The following is an 18,360-nucleotide window of genomic DNA, read 5'->3' as shown; positions in this document are numbered from 1 at the left end:
GGACCCGGCACAACGCCGAAACCCCGTGTGCTAGGAATGGAAACGTGAACCTCATATCCCGCTGCTGCGCCTACGACCCGCGTCGGCGACGCGGTCGAGAACTGCACGTGCAGCGTTGTGGCCGGGGATTCCGGACACACCGCCTCCGCGGCGCGCGCCAGCGCCGCAGATGAGGACGTTGTCGATCCCGGTCTCCACGCCCCACTTGCCCACCTGGTCCGCGCGTTCGGCGTAGGGCCAGGACAGGTCCCGGTGGAAGATGTGCCCGCCGGGCATCGCCAGTTCGGCCTGCAGGTCCTCGGTGGTCTTGGCCTCCAGGCACGGCGCGCCGTCGGCGTCCACCGCCAGACAGTCCGCGAGCGGCTCGGCCAGGTACGCGTCCAGCCCGGCCAGCGCCCGCCGCACCATCTCGTCCTTGCTCGCGGCGCCGGGCGGGGTGTGCAGCGAGAACAGCGTCAGGGTCTGCACGTCCGGGCGTTTGAGCAGGTCCTTGCCGAGGATCGAGCGGTCGGTGAGGGTGTGGCAGTAGACCTCGGACGGCAGCGGGTCCGGCAGCGCGCCGTCGTGGGAGCGCTGGTAGGCGTCCCGCAGCTGCCCGGCGCCCTCGTCGATGTGGAAGGTGCCGGCGAAGGCCACGTGCGGGTCGGCCCCGGACTTCAGCCGGGGCAGCCGGTCCAGCAGCATGTTGATCTTCAGCTGGGTGCCCTGCGGGTGCGGGCCCTGGGCGCCGCCGCCGCGGCCCAGCAGCCGGGTCAGGACCGCGGGCGCCACGCCGGCCAGCACGTAGCCGGCCTGGACCGTCTGTTCGGTGCCGGCCGCGTCGCGGTAGGTGACCTCGGCGCGTCCGCCGCCGGCGTCGGGGTCGATGTGCAGAACCTCAGCACCGGTGAGGATGCGCGCCCCGGCGTTCTCGGCCGAGCGGTGCAGTGCCTCGGCGACGCTGCCCATACCGCCGACCGGGACCCGCCACTCACCGTTGCCGTTGCCCATGACGTGGTAGAGGAAGCACCGGTTCTGTTTCAGGCTGGCGTCGCCGGCCCAGGAGTCGGTACCGATCAGGGCGTCGGTGAGCACCACGCCGCGCACCGCGTCGTCGCCGAAGTGCTGTTCGACCGCGACGCCGATGGGCTGCTCGAAGACCCACTCCCAGGCCTGCCCGGCGCCCTCCTCGCGGGCCAGGGCCTCCAGCTGCCCGCGGCCCAGCAGCGGGTTCAGCAGGGTGGGGGCGAGCGCCCGGGCCAGCCGGCCGAGCTGCTCGTAGAAGCGCCGCCAGGCCTGGAAGTCGGCGTCGCCGCCGGTGATCCGGCGGAAGCTCTCCTCGGTGGCGGCGCCGAGCTTGCGTTCCACCAGCAGGCCGGTGTCGCGGCCGCCGCGGCGCAGCGGCGTGTAGGAGGAGACCGGGCGGCTGCGCAGCTCGACGACCAGCTCCAGGTTGCGGACGATGGTGTAGGGCAGCAGCGAGACCAGGTAGGAGTAGCGGGACAGCCGGGCGTCCAGGCCCGCGAACGGGGTGGCGCTCACCGCGGCGCCGCCCACCTCGTCCCGGCGTTCCAGCACGGTGACGTGGAGTCCGGCCCGTGCCAGGTAGGCCGCGGCCACCAGGGCGTTGTGGCCGCCGCCGACCACGACGACGTCGTGGCGCGAGGCTCCGGGGCGGGGCGTGCGCTCGGCTCGTTCAGGCAGTGCCACGGTCACGTCGGGCGTCCTTCCCTCTCTATCCCCGATCATCCCACGTCGCACAGTACTTAACTCCTTGCGTCTTTCGGTGCGACGCAGCGGTGAGGTATACCAGGCATTTGACGATCGAGCGGAGTGCACGGTCAGCAGGGGCGGGCGGGGTCGTGGACGAGACGCACGAACAGCGGGTCTGGCGGCCCGCGGCGGAGATCGAGGCCGAGGTCGCGGCGGCGGTGCGGGAGGCCGGCGAGACGGTCGGCGAAGATCTCGAGGAAACCATGGCGGTGGAAGTCATCCCCACTGAGGGGACACCACAACCAGGGGAAACACCTCCCGCGCCGGCGGCGGTGCCGTCGCTGAGCCCTGACCAGGTCTCGCGTCACATCGCGCGCGCCGAGGCGCTGGCGGAGCTGGGACGGCGGCAGCAGGCTCTGGACGTCCTCAACGAGCTGATCGTGGCCGGGGCCGAGGACGTGCGCGTCTGGCGTGCGCTGGCCGGGGTGTACCTGGAGACCGGCGACGGTGAGAAGGCGCTGCGCGCCGCCGACTGGGTCGTGACCTTCGCCCCCGGCGACGAGTGGGGCCACCGGCTGCGCGCATCGGCGCTGCGGCTGCTGGACCGGCCGGCCGAGGCGGTGTCGGCGGCCGAGCAGGCGGTGAGGCTGGGCCCGGAGGTCTGGCAGGGCCGCGCGAGCCTGGCCGCCGCCCTGGAGGCCAGCGGCGACCTGTCGCAGGCGGCCGCCGAGGCCCGCAAGGCGGCGCAGCTGGCCGAGCAGCTGGACCCGGAGTCCGCGCCGGAGGCGAAGCAGTTCGAGGCGGCCGTGACCAAGGCGGTGGACGAGGTGCAGGCCCCCGGCGGCCTGGTCTCCGATCTGGAGGCGGTCCTGGCCTCCCGCCCCGGCCCCGACGACGAGAGCCTGGCCCACGTCGGCGGCCTGGTGCTGCGCGCCATGGAGTTCAGCGCGGCGGCCGGCTGGCTGGTGGCCTTCGGCGGCGTCGCCATCCCGGGCTTCAACATCAGGTTCCTGATCCCGCTCGCCGTCCTGCTGGTGCTCGCCGTGTTCCTGGTCGGCCCGGCGCGCAAGGCCGGCCGCGACCTGTGGCGCTACCTCGTCGAGTACCTGTGGCAGGACGCGAAGACGCGCACCGCGCTGATCATGACGGTGGCCGCGCACGTCTGGATGATCACCGGCAGCTCGATCGGGCACCTGCAGGGCGGGTCGACCTTGACCGTGGGGCTCGTCAGCCACCTGATCGGACGCGGGGCGCTGCACCGGAAGGCGCCGGAGTTGAGTCCGGTGAAGCGGGGCGGCGCGAGCGCGACCGTGGTGAGTGCGGCTCAGGCCGCGGCGAGCCCGGGCTCCGGCACGGCCGCGGTCTGAGCCGGCGACGTCCGCACCAGCAGCACCCGCATCAGCACCGCGGCGGCGCTCAGGGTGAAGACGACCACCGCCATCGGCATGCCGCTGGTCTTGCTGCCCAGGCCGACGAGCGGGGCGAAGAGGGCGCCGAAGAGGAACTGGCCGGTGCCGATCATCGCGGAGGCGGCGCCGGCGACGGCCGGGGCGTAGCCGGACAGCGCCAGGGCCGTGACCTGGGGCATGATCAGGCCGATGGCGGAGACCATCAGGAACAGGCCGAGCAGGGTGCCGGGCAGGTCGCCGCCGAGCAGGGCGGTGGCGGCCAGCAGGATGGTGCTGCCGCCCAGGGACATGGCCAGGCCGGCGCCGAGGAGGCGGGCCGGGGAGAGGCGGCCGACCAGGCGGCCGCCGAGCTGGCCGACGATCATGATGCCGAGGGCGTTGGCGCCGAAGACATAACTGAACTCCTGCTTCGACAGGCCGTGGATGTTCTCCAGGACGAAGGGCGAGCCGGAGATGTAGGCGAACATGGCCGCGAAGGCGAAGCCTCCGGTGAGGATGTAGCCCATGAAGCGGCGGTCGCGGATCAGGACACGGAAGGTGCGCAGGGTCGCGGGCAGGCCGCCACCGCCGGTACCGCGGGCCTCCTTGGGAAGGGTCTCCTTGATACCGAGGAGTGTGGCCGCCAGCAGCGCGAGGCCTATCAGGGCCAGCACCACGAACACGCCGCGCCAGCTCATGAAGCGGGTCAGCTGGCCGCCGAGGACCGGCGCGAGGATCGGCGCGAGGCCGTTCACCAGCATCAGGGTGGAGAAGAACTTGGTGAGCGCGTCGCCCTCATAAAGATCGCGGACCATCGCGCGGGAGATCACCAGTCCCGCGGCTCCGGCGAATCCCTGGAGGAAGCGGACCGCGGTGAGGGAGAAGACTTCCGGGGCGACCGCACAAAGCACAGAGGTGGCCGCGTAAGCGCTCAGTCCGACGACGAGTGGCTTTTTCCGTCCCCAGGCGTCGGACATCGGCCCGGCCACGAGCTGTCCGACGGCGAGACCGATCATGCACGCGGTCAGGGTCAGCTGGACGTTCGACTCGCGCGTGTGGAACGAATGCGCCAGATCCGGCAATGCCGGAAGGTACATATCCAACGACAGGGGCCCGAACATGGAAAGCGACCCCAATATCAGGAGCAGCTTCACGGGAGCCCGGTTCGGAGTCGTCACCGACCCATGGTGCCATGCCAACCGAGAAGAAGATTTCCACTACCACGCGCCGGTATCCTGGGGGAATGACTCTCCGCCTGTATGACACCGCCGCGCGCGCGACGCGCGAGTTCGTACCCGTCACACCAGGCAAGGTCTCCATCTACCTGTGCGGCGCGACCGTCCAGGCGCCGCCGCACATCGGCCACGTCCGCTCCCAGCTCTCGTTCGACATCGTCCGGCGCTGGCTCGAGTACCGCGGCCACGAGGTCACGTTCGTACGGAACGTCACCGACATCGACGACAAGATCATCCGCCGCGCCGCCGAGGAGGGCGTCGAAGCCTGGCGGGTGGCCCAGCGCAACGAGTACGCCTTCCAGAACGCGTACCGGCTGCTGGGCTGCATCGACCCGTCCGTGGAGCCGCGTGCCACGGGTCACATCCCCGAGATGGTCGCGATGATGCGGAAGCTCATCGACGACGGCCACGCCTACGCCGCCGGCGGCGACGTCTACTTCCGCGTGCGCTCCTTCCCCGAGTACGGCGCGCTGGCCCACTTCAGCGTCGACAACCTCGAGGAGCAGCCGCTCGACGACGTGGCGCCGACCACGCACAAGGAGGACCCGCACGACTTCACGCTGTGGAAGGCGTCGAAGCCGGGCGAGCCGTTCTGGGAGACGCCCTGGGGTCCGGGCCGCCCGGGCTGGCACCTGGAGTGCTCCGCGATGGCGCACCGCTATCTGGGGACGGCCTTCGACATCCACGGCGGCGGCGTGGACCTGATCTTCCCGCACCACGAGAACGAGCAGGCCCAGTCGCACGCCTTCGGCGACCAGTTCACCAAGTACTGGATGCACAACGGCTGGGTCACTCTCAAGAACGAGAAGATGTCCAAGTCGCTGGGCAACTCGGTGCTGGTCTCCGAGCTGGCCAAGCAGTACCGGCCGATCGTGCTGCGGTACTACCTCGGCACCCCGCACTACCGCTCGATGATCGAGTACACCGAGGACTCGCTGCGCGAGGCCGAGGCCGCGTTCGGCCGCATCGAGGGCTTCCTCACCCGGGCCGCCGAGACGGTCGGCGCCACCGCGGCGGCGCCCGAGGTGCCGGCGGCCTTCGCGGACTCGATGGACGACGACTTCGGCGTCCCGGGCGCGGTCGCCGTGCTCTACACCACGATCCGCGAGGGCAACACCGCGCTCGCGGCCGGGGACAAGGAAGGCGTCGCGACGCACCTGGCGTCGGTGCTGAAGATGCTGGACGTCCTCGGGATGAACCCGCTGGCCGAGCCGTGGACGGGGGCGCCCGGCACCGCCGGCTCCGGCACCGACCTGCGGCCGGCCGTAGACACCCTGGTCAAGGTGGCCCTGGAGCAGCGGCAGGCGGCGCGCGAGCGCAAGGACTACGCCGCCTCCGACGCCATCCGCGACCAGCTGTCCCGGGCCGGTGTCACGGTCGAGGACACGCCGAACGGACCGCGCTGGACAGTCGCCTAGGCGGCCCCACCCCGACCGTGCCCCCTCCACGCCGCAGGTAGCGTGGGGAGGGGCACGGTCGTTCCAAGCTGTAGAGAAACGAAGAAGGTAGAAGGACATGGCAAGCAAGGGCGGCGGCCTGGGCGGCCGGGCGAACAAGCCGGGGGCTTCGAGCTCGCGCAAGGGCGCGCAGAAGGGCTCCGGCGGCCAGCGCCGTCAGGGGCTGGAGGGCCGCGGCCCGACTCCCAAGGCGGAGGACCGCACCGGGCACCCGGCCAAGCGCCGGGCGGCCGCGGCGGCCAAGCGCGCCGGCGCCGGCACGTGCGGCGGCCAGCGCGGCGGCGCCGTGCCCAAGACCGTGCGCCGCGCCCCCGGCAAGGACGGCCCGGAGCAGGTCGCCGGCCGGAACTCGGTGGTCGAGGCGCTGCGGGCGAACATCCCGGCCAAGGCGCTGTACGTGGCGCAGCACATCGACAGCGACGACCGCGTCCGCGAATCGATGAAGCTGGCTCAGGAGCAGGGCGTGCCGCTGCTCGAGGCACCGCGCCACGAACTGGACCGGATGACCAACGGCGCCCTGCACCAGGGTCTGATGCTGGTGGTGCCGGCGTACGAGTACGCGCACCCCGACGACCTGCTCGAGGAGGTGTTCGCCGCCGCCGAGAACCCGCTGTTCGCGGCCCTGGACGGCGTCACCGACCCGCGCAACCTGGGCGCGGTGCTGCGCTCGGTGGCCGCCTTCGGCGGACACGGCGTGATCGTGCCGGAGCGGCGCGCGGCCGGGATGACCGCCGGGGCCTGGAAGGCCGCGGCCGGCGCCGGGGCCCGGGTGCCGGTGGCGCGCGCCGGGAACCTGACGCGCGCGCTGGAGGCGTACCAGAAGCAGGGCGTGGTGATCGCCGGCCTGGCCGCCGACGGCGCGGTGGCGCTGCACGAGCTGGAGGCCGCCACCGACCCGCTGTGCCTGGTCGTCGGGTCCGAGGGCAAGGGCATGTCGCGGCTGGTGTCCGAGCTCTGCGACGTGACCGTGTCCATCCCGATCGCGTCCTCGACGGAGTCGCTGAACGCCGGCGTCGCGGCCGGGATCGCGCTCTACGAGGTCAACCGGCGGCGCGCCGAGGCCCGCGGCTGACCCGGGACCCCTGAACCGCGGCACGCCCGCACCACCGCACCACCGCACCACCACGCAAGGAGACAGCTCGATGGCGAGCATCGAAAGCAGCAGCACGGACCGCCCCGCCCCCATAGGCCCGGTCGACTCCTCGAAGACCCCGCGCTACGCGGGCTTCGCGACGTTCGCGCGGCTGCCGCGCCTGGACCAGCTCCCGGCCGGCGAGAAGGCGGACGTGGCGATCCTGGGCGCGCCGTTCGACTCCGGCGTCTCCTATCGCCCCGGCGCCCGCTTCGCCCCGGCGGCGGTGCGCGAGGCGTCGAAGCTGCTGCGGCCGTACCACCCCGGCCTGGACTTCTCCCCGTTCCAGGCGGTGCAGGTCGCCGACGCCGGCGACATCTCCATCAACCCCTTCCACCTGGAAGAGGCGATGGGCCAGATCGAGGCGCACTCGGAGGAGCTGGTGCGGGCCGGCTCCAAGCTGGTGACGATCGGCGGCGACCACACCATCGCGCTGCCGCTGCTGCGCACGATGGCGCGCGAGCACGGGCCGGTGGCGCTGCTGCACTTCGACGCGCACCTGGACACCTGGGACACGTACTTCGGCGCGCCGTACACCCACGGCACACCGTTCCGCCGGGCCTTCGAGGAGGGCATCCTCGACTCGTCGGCGGTGTCGCACGTCGGCACCCGCGGCCCGCTGTACAGCAAGCAGGACCTGACGGACGACAAGCGCATGGGCTTCGGCATCGTGACGTCGGCGGACGTGATGCGCCAGGGCGTGGACGCCGTGGTGCAGGCGCTGCGCGAGCGGGTCGGCTCCCGGCCGCTGTACGTGTCGATCGACATCGACGTGCTCGACCCGGCGCACGCCCCCGGCACCGGCACTCCGGAGGCCGGCGGCATGACGAGCCGCGAGTTGCTGGAGATCCTGCGCGGGCTGGACGGGATGAACCTGATCGGCGCCGACGTGGTCGAGGTCGCGCCGGCGTACGACCACGCCGAGATCACTTCGGTGGCCGCTTCGCATGTCGCGTACGATCTCGTGACGCTGCTCGCGATGCAGGGGCGGTAGCCACCGCCCCGAAGGTTCGGGGCCATCCTGTACGTTCATCGTTGTGCTACCGCCCGACAACCACGTCCACAGCGAGTACTCGTGGGACGCCTTCCGGGGCTCGATGGAGGCGACCTGCGAGCGCGCGGTCGAGATCGGGCTGCCGTCGATCGCGTTCACCGAGCACGCGGACTTCAGCGTCTCGACGCTGCCCGCGGACTTCGTCCTGCCGGAGCAGTGGGAGCCGCACACCGTCCACCACGACGATGGCCGCAGGGTGCTGACACCGCCGGACATCGATCTCACGGGCTACCTGGAGACGCTGGAGCGGTGCCGGGACCGGTTCCCGCAACTGCGCATCCTGTCGGGCGTGGAGCTGAGCGAGGCGCACTGGTTCCCGGAGCGGACCGCGGATCTGGTGAAGCGGGGCGGATTCCAGCGGATCCTCGCCTCGCTGCACTCCGCATCGCTGCGGGACGAGGATTACCTGGACGTGTCCTGGGGGTTCAAGGGCTCCCACCCGGCCGCCGTCTACCGCGGCTACCTCGCCGAGGCGGTGCGGCTGATCGAGGAGTTCGACGGGTTCGAGGTGCTCACCCACATCGACTACCCGGTACGGTACTGGCCCCACGACCGGGTCGGCTTCGATCTCACGGAGTTCGAAACCGACATCCGGCTGGTCCTGCGCACGCTGGCGCGCGCCGACAAGGTCATGGAGTTCAACACCCGGCTGCCGCTGGATCCGCGGGTCGTCGGCTGGTGGCGGGAGGAAGGCGGGAAGGGCGTGTCGTTCGCGTCCGACGCGCATCTGCCCGAGAACGTCGGGAAAGGCTTCCGGGAAGCGGTCGAGGTGGCGCGTGCCGCGGGCTTCAAGCCGGGTGCCGACCTGTTCGATTTCTGGGTGCGGGACTGACCGGCCACGACCATATGTCGAGCCGCCCGCACCACCCTCTCCACCGCGGCGAGATGCGGCTCGACGCCGCAGATCTACGCTTGGACACATGACACTGCGGCTGGCCTGCCTCCAAGCCCCGGCGACCGATCATCCGGACGGCTCGCCGGACCCGGCCGCCGACCGTCGCGCCAATCTGGCCGCGCTGGACGCCGCGGCGGCGAAGGCGGCCGCTCAAGGGGCGCAGCTGCTGGTCACGCCCGAGATGTACCTGACCGGCTACAACATCGGCGCGGAGACGGTGGCCGAGCTCGCCGAGAGCCGGTTCGGGGAGTCGGGGCAGGCCGTCGCGCGGATCGCCGCGCAGCACGGCATCGCCATCCTCTACGGCTACCCGGAGGTGGACGGCGACGGCGTCGTCCGCAACGCGGTCCAGCTGGTCGACGCCGAGGGGCTCCCCCTGGCGAACTACCGCAAGACGCACCTGTTCGGCGACGTGGACCGGGCGGCGTTCGCCCCGGGCGACGAGCTGGTGGTGCAGGCCGACCTGGCCGGGGTCCGGGTGGGACTGCTGATCTGCTACGACGTCGAGTTCCCCGAGACGGTGCGGGCGCACGCCGACGCCGGGACCCAGCTGCTGCTGGTGCCGACCGCGCTGATGCGCCCGTACGAGTACGTGCCGCGGCAGATGGTGCCGGCCCGGGCGATCGAGTCGCAGCTGTTCGTGGCCTACGTGAACCGGGTCGGCGTGGAGCGCGACTTCGTGTACGCCGGCGAGTCGCGGGTGGTCTCCCCCGACGGCCGCGAACTGGCGGTCGGCTCGGACCACGAGGAGCTGCTGATCGCCGACGTGGACCTGGCGGACCTGGCCGCGTCCCGGGAGCTGAACACCTATCTGCAAGACCGACGAACCGACCTGTACGGAGCGAAGCTGTGATATCCAGGGGAAACCACCCATGACGTCCGCTGTCCCGGCGACCGTGCACGAGGTCACCGACCACGTGCACTGCGACTCGCACAAGCCGATCACCATGTTCGGCCCCGACTTCCCGTTCGCCTACGACGACTACGTGGCGCACCCGGCCGGGCTGGGATCGGTGCCGGAGGCCGCGCACGGCACCGAGGTGGCGGTGATCGGCGGCGGGCTGTCCGGGCTGGTGGCCGCGCACGAGCTGCTGAAGCTGGGCTTGAAGCCGGTCGTGTACGAGGCCGACGAGCTGGGCGGGCGGATGCGCTCGACCCCGTTCCCGGGCGTGCCGGGCTCGATCGCGGAGATGGGCGCGATGCGCTTCCCGCCGTCGTCGACGACGCTGTTCTCCTACCTCGACCGCGCCGGGCTGCGCACCGAGCCGTTCCCGAACCCGCTGGACGCCTCCACTCCGTCGACGGTGATCGACCTGAAGGGGGTCAGCCACTACGCCGCCACCCTGGAGGACCTGCCGGCGGTCTACCACGAGGTCGCCGACGCCTGGGCGGACGCACTGGACGATCCGGCGCACGGCGCGGAGTTCTCGGCGATGCAGCAGGCGATCCGGGAGCGGGACGTCGCGGCGATCCGCGAGATCTGGGGCCGGACGGTGCCCCGGCTGGACGACATCTCGTTCTACGGCTTCCTGGCCACCAGCCCGGCGTTCAAGTCCTTCCGGCACCGCGAGGTGTTCGGCCAGGTCGGCTTCGGCACCGGCGGCTGGGACACCGACTTCCCGAACTCGATGCTGGAGATCCTGCGGGTCGTCTACACCGGCGCCGACGACCACCACCGGCGCGTGGTCGGCGGCTGCCAGCAGCTGCCGCTGGCGCTGTGGTCGCAGGCCCCCGAGGACGCCGCGCACTGGCCGGCGGGCACGTCGGTGCAGTCGCTGCACGACGGCGGCGTACCGCGCCCGGCGGTGACCCGCATGTACCGCACGGCGCGCGGCGTCACCATCGCCGACGCGGGCGACGAGATACGCACCTACCCGGCTGCGGTGTTCACCGCGCAGAGCTGGATGATGCTGTCCAAGATCAAGGTCGACGAGACCCTGCTGCCGCCCGACGTGTGGACCGCGGTCGAGCGCACGCACTACATGGGCGCCTCGAAGCTGTTCGTGGTCGTCGACCGCCCGTTCTGGCTCGACCCCTCCCCCGCCGACCCGGCCCGCGACACCATGTCGATGACCCTCACCGACCGCATGCCGCGCGGCGTCTATCTGCTCGACGACGGCCCGGACAAGCCGGGCGTGATGTGCCTGTCCTACACCTGGGTCGACGACTCGATGAAGTTCGTCCCGCTGTCCCGCGAGGAGCGCCTGGAGATCATCCTGTCCTCCCTGGCGGAGATCTACCCGGACGTCGACATCCGCTCCCACATCATCGGCACCCCGCTGACCGTGTCCTGGGAGACCGAGCCGTACTTCATGGGCGCGTTCAAGGCGAACCTGCCGGGCCAGTACCGCTACCAGCGCCGCCTCTACACGCACTTCATGCAGGACGACCTGCCCGCCGCCCAGCGCGGCCTGTTCCTGGCCGGCGACGACATCTCCTGGACGGCCGGCTGGGCCGAGGGCGCGGTGACCACGGCGCTGAACGCGGTGTGGGGCGTGATGCGGCACTTCGGCGGAGCGACGAGCCCCGAGAACCCGGGGCCGGGCGACGTGTTCGACGAGATCGCGCCGCCGATGCTGGACGAGAGCTGAGATCAGACCTCTGCCGCCAGCGCCCGACGGTGGCGGTGAACCGTCCGGCGTCGTCCTCCCACGGGTAGTGCCCGGCACCGGGCTGCACGGCGAGGGTCAGTCGCTCGGCATACCCTCGGCGATGGCACGGCGCTCGCGGCGGACCTGAGCAAGGCGCTCGCCACCCCGACACCGTTCCCCGTCCTCGCCGACCCGAAGGCACCCGCAACCTCCGGGAACTGAGAGCTGGGAACACGAGAACGGCGTGCGGATCCCCATCCGCACGCCGCTCCTCACGTCTCCTTCGAAGCCGCTTCGTTCGAAGCCGTCTCCTTCGAAGCCCTCAGTCCAGCAGCCCGCTGACCCGCAGGTCCGGATGCCGTCCCCGCACCGCGAACGTGATCTCCCGCGTCGTCGCCGTCAGCCGGGACGCCAGCTTGTCGATGTCCGCGCCGCTCAGCTGCTTCTGGAACCCGTACAGCGTCACCACCATCGCCACCCGCTCGTCCGGCCCGAAGACCGGCGCCGCCAGGTGTCCGATCCGGTGCGCGCCGGCGCCGAAGTCGTCCATCAGGTACGACGTGTGCGACAGCTCGGCGAGCAGCGGCGGCACCGCCTCGTGGTCGTCCAGCGACTGTCCCAGGCGCACGCCGAGCACGTCGGGCTCCAGGCCCACCGAGTACCCCCGCCGCCGTACCGCGCGCACGCCGTTCCGGAAGCGCTCCAGCTCCGGTTCGCTGAGCGGCTTGCCGGCCGCACGGTCCAGCCAGGTGTCCACCTCATCCGGCAGCGACCACGCCATGAACACCGTGCCGATCGGCGGCGACAGCGGGATGCGCTGGCCGACGCGGACGTGCGGCCCGAACGGCACCACCTCGCCGGCGACCGCCAGGAACACGATCTCCTCGCCCATCGCCGAGGACACCACGCACTGCAGGCCGGTCTCGGCGGCCAGGTGCTGCATCGGGGCGCGGGCGAACTCCACCAGTTCCAGGCGGCGGGCGGCGGCCGCGGAGCCCAGGGCGATCAGCGCCGGGCCGAGGGTGTACGACTTGTCGCGCGGGTTGCGCAGCAGGAAGCCGGAATCGGCGAGTGCGGTGAGCATCGCGTGCGCGGTGGCTTTGTTGATGTCGAGCCGCCGGCACATCTCCGACAGCGAGAAGGCGGTGTCGGGGTGCGCGGCGAGCAGGTTCAGCACCGCCACCGTGCGGTCCACCGCCGGGGCCGGACGCGCCATGGTCCCCCTCTATCCCTTTGTTTTCGCGGCGATCTGCGCTGTCTGGGCGAGCTGTGCTGTCTGGGCGAGCTGGGCGATGCGGTCCCCGAACGCGCGCGCCATGATCCGGTGTCCTTCGTCGCCGGGGTGGATACCGTCGGCGAGGTGTTCCGGGCGCAGCACCGCGCCGCCCCGGACCAGGTGCAGGTTCCGGTCCCCGCGCTCGCGGCGGCTGTGGACCACGTCCTCGATGGCCTCCCGCAGGTCGCCCAGCGTCGCGCCCAGCTTGTTGGGCGTCTCCTCGGCGTCCGGGCGCAGCACCGGGGAGCACACGACGATCGGCACGTCCGGGTGTCCCTCGCGCACGACGCGCAGGAACGCGTCCATGCCGGCCATCATCATCGTCGCGCTGTGCGGGATCCTGGTCCAGCAGTTCGTGCCGTGGTTCACCGAGATGACGGCCGGGGACTCCAGCGCCGCGATCTGCTCGGCCGAGACGATCTCTCCGCGGGCCGCCCCGGCGTAGCCGAGGTTCACGACGTCCAGGCCGTGCAGCCGGCCGGCGACGGCCGGCCAGGCCAGCGCCGGCTCGGACGCGGTCCAGCCCTCGGCGATCGAGTCGCCGTAGCAGATCCAGCGCGGCTGCTTGGCCACCGGGCGCAGCTCGCCCTGCGTGGCCCGCAGCGAGACGATCTCCGGCTTCATGCCCTCCGGCAGGTAGACCGTGATCGGCGACGACTCGTCGGCGTCGGACAGGTCCAGCATCGCCATGCCCTCGCCGAACATGGCGTCGGCATGCGTGATGAACTTCTCGCCCTGGTAGGCGGCGAAGAACGTGCCCGCGCCGTCCCCGCGGTAGCCGAGGTCGGCGGTCCGGGTCCGGTACGCGATCTGCACCGCCCGCGCGGACCCGGCGAACTCCAGCCGCACCCCGACCGGGACGGTCGCGGTGCCCCAGGTGTCGATCGGCAGCCGGGAGAAGTCCTTCGGATCGGCCCGCGGATAGGGCGCGCCCTGGCCGGAGGGCCAGGCGCAGCCGGCCAAGTAGGGCTCCACGGACGCGGGCCGCGAGGCACCCCCGCGCTGGCTCCGATCGGCGTTCGATACCTCGGTTCGCGCGTTGCCACCCACGCCGTTGTGAGCCGTCATCGGTTCAGTATCAGTCCTCTCCGGGCAAGGAGTACCCGAACTTGGCCGAGACTCCGCCGTCAACGACGATCGTTTGCCCAGTGATATACGACGAAAGGCCTCCGCACAAGAACAAGATTGCGTCGGCGATGTCCGGCGGGAAGGCGGATCGGCGCAGCGGGGCGTTGCGCGCGCCCCTCTCCTTCTCCGCCTCCGAGAGGTAGCCGGACACGCGCGGGGTCATGACCAGGCCCGGAGCGACGGCGTTGACGCGCACGCCCTTCGGTCCCAGCTCGACCGCCGTCGTGCGCACCAACGACATCAGGGCGGCCTTGTACGCGCCGTACGCGCCGTGGGAAGGCGCGGACTGCATGCCGGAGACGGAGGCGACCACGGTGATCACCCCGCCGCCGCTCGCGATCATCCGCGGCGCGCCGAACCGCACCGCGTTGATCGCGTGCTGGAGCACGATGCCGTGGTGCCAGTCCCAGCTGTCCTGGTCGGTGTCGAGCAGCCCGGCGTACTTCGCCATGCCGATGATGTCGACGATGCCGTCGATGCGGCCCAGCTGCGTCTCCGCGTCCTGATACAGCCGCTCGGCGGAGGCCGGGTCGACGGCGTCGCCGGCCCACGCGATGCCGGCGACCTCCTTGGCGATGTCGTCGGCGAGTCCGGTGTCGAGGTCGACGCAGAACACACGGGCACCGACGGCGGCCAGGGCGTGGCAGGCCTGGCGGCCGATGCCCTGGCCGGCGCCCAGGACGACGAAGTTCTTGGCGTCCAGGCGCAGCCGCGCGGCGTAGTCGGGGACCTCGGTGTCATCGGTGCGGGTCATCGGGGTTCAGCCCTCTCGTCCGGTTTCCGGCGACGAATCAGGAGGCGGGCTTGAGGGTGGCGTCGACCCCTTCCTTCGCCAGGGCCGGCAGCACCTCCTTGCCCAGCAGCTCGATGGTCTTCATGACCGACTCGTGCGGCAGGTAACCGAACTGCACGTAGCAGATCAGCTGGTCGACGCCGAGCTCGGCGTACTTGAGCATCTTGGTGTAGCACTGCTCCGGGTCGCCGACCACGATCATGTCGTGGTCGTTGAAGGACTTGGGGTCGAAGTTCCCGTCGGCCTGCTGCATCAGGTACGGGAACACCTTGTCCCGCTCCTCCTGCGACAAGTGCGGCAGCTCCCACTCGGCGGTGAACTCGGCGATGTTCTTGTACCACCACCAGACCGAGTCCCAGATGCCCGACTCCTCGCACTTGGCCATCGACTCCTCGCAGTGGACGAGGGTGTAGGCGGCGACGCGGTTGGTGGTGACACGGGTGATCGGCTTGGGGTCGGCGGCCGCGGCGCGGTAGAGGCGGATGTGCTCCGCCATCTTCTGGATCGGCTGCAGGATCGAGAACGACAGCAGGCCCAGGCCCTTCTCGCCGGCCACCGCGGAGGAGCCCTCGGAGGTGGCGGCCATCCAGCACGGCGGGTGCGGGTCCTGCACCGGCTTCGGGGTGACCATGCGGCGCGGGAAGTCCAGGTACTTGCCGTGGTACTCGAAGTACTCGCTCTCCCACATCCCGACGACCGCCTCGATCGCCTCCTCCCACTGCTCGCGGGAGTTCTCGCGGTCCACGCCGAACGCGGTCTGCTCCATCGGCGTGGAGCGGCCGGTGCCCCACTCGACGCGGCCGCGCGACAGGATGTCGGCGGTGGCGACCTTCTCCGCGACGCGCATCGGCGGGGTGAAGGCGTGCGGCATCAGGGTCACGCCGAAGCCCAGCCGGATCTGCTCGGTGCACTGGGACAGCGCGCCGATGATCACCTCGGGCGCCGGGGAGTGCGAGCGGCCCTCGCGGAAGTGGTGCTCGACGTGCCAGGTGGTGTGGAAGCCGAGCTTGTCGGCGAGCTTGATCTGCTCCAGGGCCTCGCGGTAGGCACGCTGCTCGGCCTCGCGCTGGCCGTACGGGTGGGGCTTGGCCCACGGCTTGGGCACGTCGATCTCGTACAGCAGGTCGAGCTTCATCCTTGCGCCTCCACGTTCGGCTCGTTTGTCGGTACAAACGCACGGTCCGCTGGTCCGAACGGACGGTATGCCGAATCTGATGGACCGTCAATAGTCATCTACGGTGCAGTTCAAGGCGGGGAGGCGCAGGTCAGAAGGCGGTCAGGAACGCCGCGACGGCGTTCGCCGCCGCAAACGGGTCGCCGGTCGCGGCCGTCGGATAGCGGGTGGCCGCGCGCGCCCAGGCGTCGTCCATCGCGAACCAGTCGGTGGCCGCGAGCTCTTCCACCGCTCCGGTGACCACCGTCTCGTACGCCGCGAAGTGCTTGCGCCAGCGCGGCAGATAGACGTCGGCCACCAGCCCGGCCAGTTCGCGTCCGCCGTAGTTGCGCAGCGCCTTGGACGCCTCCCGGTCGCCCCACGTGGTGATCAGCGAACGTGCGTCGTAACCGCCGGACCGCAGGAAGGTGCCGAGCAGGAACCGCTCGTCGGTGGCGAGCAGCGTGTCCAGCAGCCGCATCGCGTCCAGCCAGCGGCCGGTCAGGCGGCGGTAGCCGTCGAGGTTCCGGGTGACGTAAGCGTCCTTGATCTCCGGCAGCAGCACCCGCGCGTGGTTGGCGAGCGCCTGCCGGGTGAAGTCGACGACGTCATACCGGTAGGCGTCGGCGGCGCGCAGGGCCGGATCCGCTTGCAGCAGCCGGAGAACGGCGCCCTGGAACGCCGCGCCGTCGTAACGCATGGCCGGGCCGCCCGATGCCGCGGTGGTCGCCGAGAGGTCCGGCCAGGCGCTGAACAGGCTGTCCTGTGCCTGGGTGTACTTGCCCGCCGGAAGTGAGTAAGCGGTCTGTGAGAACACGCGCCACGCCTGCGCCGCGGCGGCATCCGGCCGGCCATAGCGCCGCGCGGCGTACCGCTCGAACCAGTCGGCGAGATCGACGGGATCCGCGCGCCACGCCAGCTCGGTGAACAACTCGAAGGCGGCCGGATCGTGGCCCGACGCCTCGGGCAGCCAGGCGGTCCCGGACAGCGCCGATCCGGGGCGGGACAAGGCCTTCGGGAAGCGGGCGGTCCACACCGCGGCGTTGGCGCCGAGCAGTGAGCGGCCCCCGAAGTCGGTGATCGTGCCGAAGGCGTAGGAGGTGCCGCCCCAATCGTCCTCGCGGTCGAAGGTCTCGAACTTGTCGGAACAGCCGTCGACGACGAGCACCCGCTGCCCGGCGCACACCGCGGACGCACACCCGCGCAACGCGTCCAGCACCTCGCGCCGCGGATTGTCCTGCCAGCCGAGCATCACCCACGCGGCGCCGGGGCGCGCGGTCTGAAGCGCGGTCATGACCGCGACGGCGGCGGCGCCCAGCGGCACGCCCGCGGCGCGGCCGCCCTCGTGCAGCAGATCCATCTTGTACGCGGTGCTGAGCCCGTACAGGTCGGCCTGGTGGCGGAAGAACGACTCCGCGATCCGCGCGTACAGCGGATCGCGGGTGTCGAGCCAGTCAGGACGCTGATAGCCGCCCCAGTCGCCCTGCGGTATCACCGCGGCGCCGGGGTTGCGGGAGGCGAAGCCGCCGGGCACCAGGCCCGCGTACCCGGGCAGCACCGGCGTCAGGCCGAGCTCGCGCAGCCGGTCCACGATCCGCCGCACGACGTCGACCCCGGCCTGGCGGGTCGCGGGATCGGCCGAGCCGCCCAGCGCCTGCACGTTCCCGAGCAGCCACCACGGTTGGTAGGCGGGGGCCGGGATCCAGCCGTCCACGTCCTCGGGCCGGTATCCGAACTCCGCGAAGACGCGGCGGTACACCTCGTCGTGGCCGGCGGCGACGAGCACCTCGTTGCAGCCGTGCAGCGCCAGGACGTCCAGCGTGCGCTCCCAGTCGGCCCAGGAGCGGTAGGGGCCGGCGTAGCCGTGCTCGGTGTCGTTCAACGCGAACCGGTGCGGCACCGCGGCGGCGCCGGCGAGGACGGTCGACGGCGAGGGCAGCCGCTCGGCCAGCAGCGCGACGCTGTCGCCGGGGAGCGAGACCGTCACCCCGGCGACGTACTTGAGGTACCAGCCGGCGCCGGCCAGCAGCGCGGACGTGCTCGTGCCCTCGACCACGACGGCGTACGGATCCGACGGCTGCGCCGGTGCGGAGATCCGGTAACGGTCGACGCCGTCGTCAGCCGCGGCGGCGTGCAACCGGATCTGTCCGGCGTGCTCGGGCAGCAGCCGCTCCAGCACCCGCTGGGCCGGCGTCACGTCGAACGCCTCGGGCTCCGGCGGCTCCGGGGGCCGCGCGAGGGACCGGCCCACCCGCCCGGAAACCGTCTCGGAGACCACTCCGGCGAGGGCCTCGCTCGGCGGCCTGGCCGCGGTGACCGACGCCGTCCCCGGCTCCATCGCCGCCGCGGCCCCGACGAGCGCCAACCCGCCGGTGGTGAGCCCGTATCCCAGCACCCTCCGCCGTCCGACCGACTCAGCCATGCTCCCCGCCCGTCCGTCTCCGAGACCTCCGAGAACCGCCTGCCATATAGAGAAGGCGGCGGGAGCGGGTTCGCGTTGCCACCGAGACCTATTCGTGATCAAGCGAAGGACCCGGCGGCCGAAGCACACCGGGTCCTCGCGAGC

Annotated in this window: 14 protein-coding genes; 7 read left to right on the top strand and 7 right to left on the bottom strand. The window is 71.7% G+C overall.

The window, feature by feature from the left end:
- Positions 1-51: 51 nt before the first annotated feature.
- A complete protein-coding gene (locus ABD466_RS22515; RefSeq protein ID WP_344659113.1) occupies positions 52-1,728 on the bottom strand; it encodes a phytoene desaturase family protein in 1,677 nt (558 codons plus the stop codon).
- Between the two features lie 113 nt (positions 1,729-1,841).
- On the opposite strand from ABD466_RS22515, the gene ABD466_RS22510 reads away from it, so the two are divergent.
- The gene (locus ABD466_RS22510; RefSeq protein WP_344659112.1) at positions 1,842-3,059 is read left to right on the top strand and encodes a tetratricopeptide repeat protein; all 1,218 of its coding nucleotides are present in this window, start codon (positions 1,842-1,844) and stop codon (positions 3,057-3,059) included.
- Here ABD466_RS22510 and ABD466_RS22505 read toward each other — a convergent pair.
- Positions 3,017-4,201 carry a multidrug effflux MFS transporter gene (locus ABD466_RS22505; protein ID WP_425558708.1) on the bottom strand — a complete coding sequence of 395 codons (1,185 nt, stop codon included), beginning with the start codon at positions 4,199-4,201 and terminating at the stop codon, positions 3,017-3,019. The genes ABD466_RS22510 and ABD466_RS22505 overlap by 43 nt on opposite strands.
- A gap of 122 nt (positions 4,202-4,323) precedes the next feature.
- Here ABD466_RS22505 and cysS point away from each other — a divergent pair, with 122 nt between their 5' ends.
- The 6 genes from cysS (at position 4,324) to ABD466_RS22475 (ending at position 11,444) form a co-directional block, all read left to right on the top strand.
- Positions 4,324-5,733: a cysteine--tRNA ligase gene (cysS, locus tag ABD466_RS22500; protein ID WP_344659111.1), complete on the top strand. Its 1,410-nt coding sequence runs from the start codon at positions 4,324-4,326 to the stop codon at positions 5,731-5,733.
- 97 nt (positions 5,734-5,830) lie between these two features.
- Positions 5,831-6,844, top strand: a complete 1,014-nt coding sequence (gene rlmB / locus ABD466_RS22495; RefSeq protein WP_344659110.1) for a 23S rRNA (guanosine(2251)-2'-O)-methyltransferase RlmB — start codon at positions 5,831-5,833, stop codon at positions 6,842-6,844.
- A 70-nt stretch (positions 6,845-6,914) separates the two neighbouring features.
- Positions 6,915-7,898, top strand: a complete 984-nt coding sequence (gene speB, locus ABD466_RS22490; protein WP_344659109.1) for an agmatinase — start codon at positions 6,915-6,917, stop codon at positions 7,896-7,898.
- 43 nt (positions 7,899-7,941) lie between these two features.
- On the top strand, positions 7,942-8,790 hold the full coding sequence (locus tag ABD466_RS22485) for a PHP domain-containing protein (protein ID WP_344659108.1): 849 nt from the start codon (positions 7,942-7,944) through the stop codon (positions 8,788-8,790).
- 88 nt (positions 8,791-8,878) lie between these two features.
- Positions 8,879-9,706, top strand: coding sequence for a carbon-nitrogen hydrolase family protein (locus ABD466_RS22480; RefSeq protein WP_344659107.1), 828 nt, complete (start codon positions 8,879-8,881; stop codon positions 9,704-9,706).
- A gap of 19 nt (positions 9,707-9,725) precedes the next feature.
- Positions 9,726-11,444: a flavin monoamine oxidase family protein gene (locus ABD466_RS22475; RefSeq protein ID WP_344659106.1), complete on the top strand. Its 1,719-nt coding sequence runs from the start codon at positions 9,726-9,728 to the stop codon at positions 11,442-11,444.
- Positions 11,445-11,766: 322 nt separating this feature from the next.
- On the opposite strand, the gene ABD466_RS22470 is transcribed toward ABD466_RS22475, so the two are convergent.
- From ABD466_RS22470 to ABD466_RS22450, 5 genes are all read right to left on the bottom strand, one after another.
- A complete protein-coding gene (locus tag ABD466_RS22470) occupies positions 11,767-12,660 on the bottom strand; it encodes an IclR family transcriptional regulator (RefSeq protein ID WP_344659105.1) in 894 nt (297 codons plus the stop codon).
- Between the two features lie 9 nt (positions 12,661-12,669).
- Positions 12,670-13,788, bottom strand: coding sequence for a GDSL-type esterase/lipase family protein (locus tag ABD466_RS22465; RefSeq protein ID WP_344659104.1), 1,119 nt, complete (start codon positions 13,786-13,788; stop codon positions 12,670-12,672).
- A gap of 10 nt (positions 13,789-13,798) precedes the next feature.
- Positions 13,799-14,602, bottom strand: a complete 804-nt coding sequence (locus ABD466_RS22460; protein WP_344659103.1) for an SDR family NAD(P)-dependent oxidoreductase — start codon at positions 14,600-14,602, stop codon at positions 13,799-13,801.
- 37 nt (positions 14,603-14,639) lie between these two features.
- The gene (locus ABD466_RS22455) at positions 14,640-15,776 is read right to left on the bottom strand and encodes an LLM class flavin-dependent oxidoreductase (RefSeq protein WP_344659102.1); all 1,137 of its coding nucleotides are present in this window, start codon (positions 15,774-15,776) and stop codon (positions 14,640-14,642) included.
- A gap of 130 nt (positions 15,777-15,906) precedes the next feature.
- Complete coding sequence (locus ABD466_RS22450) at positions 15,907-18,216, bottom strand: alpha-N-acetylglucosaminidase (protein ID WP_344659101.1); 2,310 nt, start codon at positions 18,214-18,216, stop codon at positions 15,907-15,909.
- Between the last annotated feature and the right edge of the window lie 144 nt (positions 18,217-18,360).

It is taken from the genome of Catenulispora subtropica (assembly GCF_039531675.1).
In the GTDB taxonomy this organism is placed as follows: domain Bacteria; phylum Actinomycetota; class Actinomycetes; order Streptomycetales; family Catenulisporaceae; genus Catenulispora; species Catenulispora subtropica.
The sequence above is the reverse complement of the archived record's forward strand: the minus strand, read 5'-3'. Positions and strand labels throughout refer to the sequence as shown.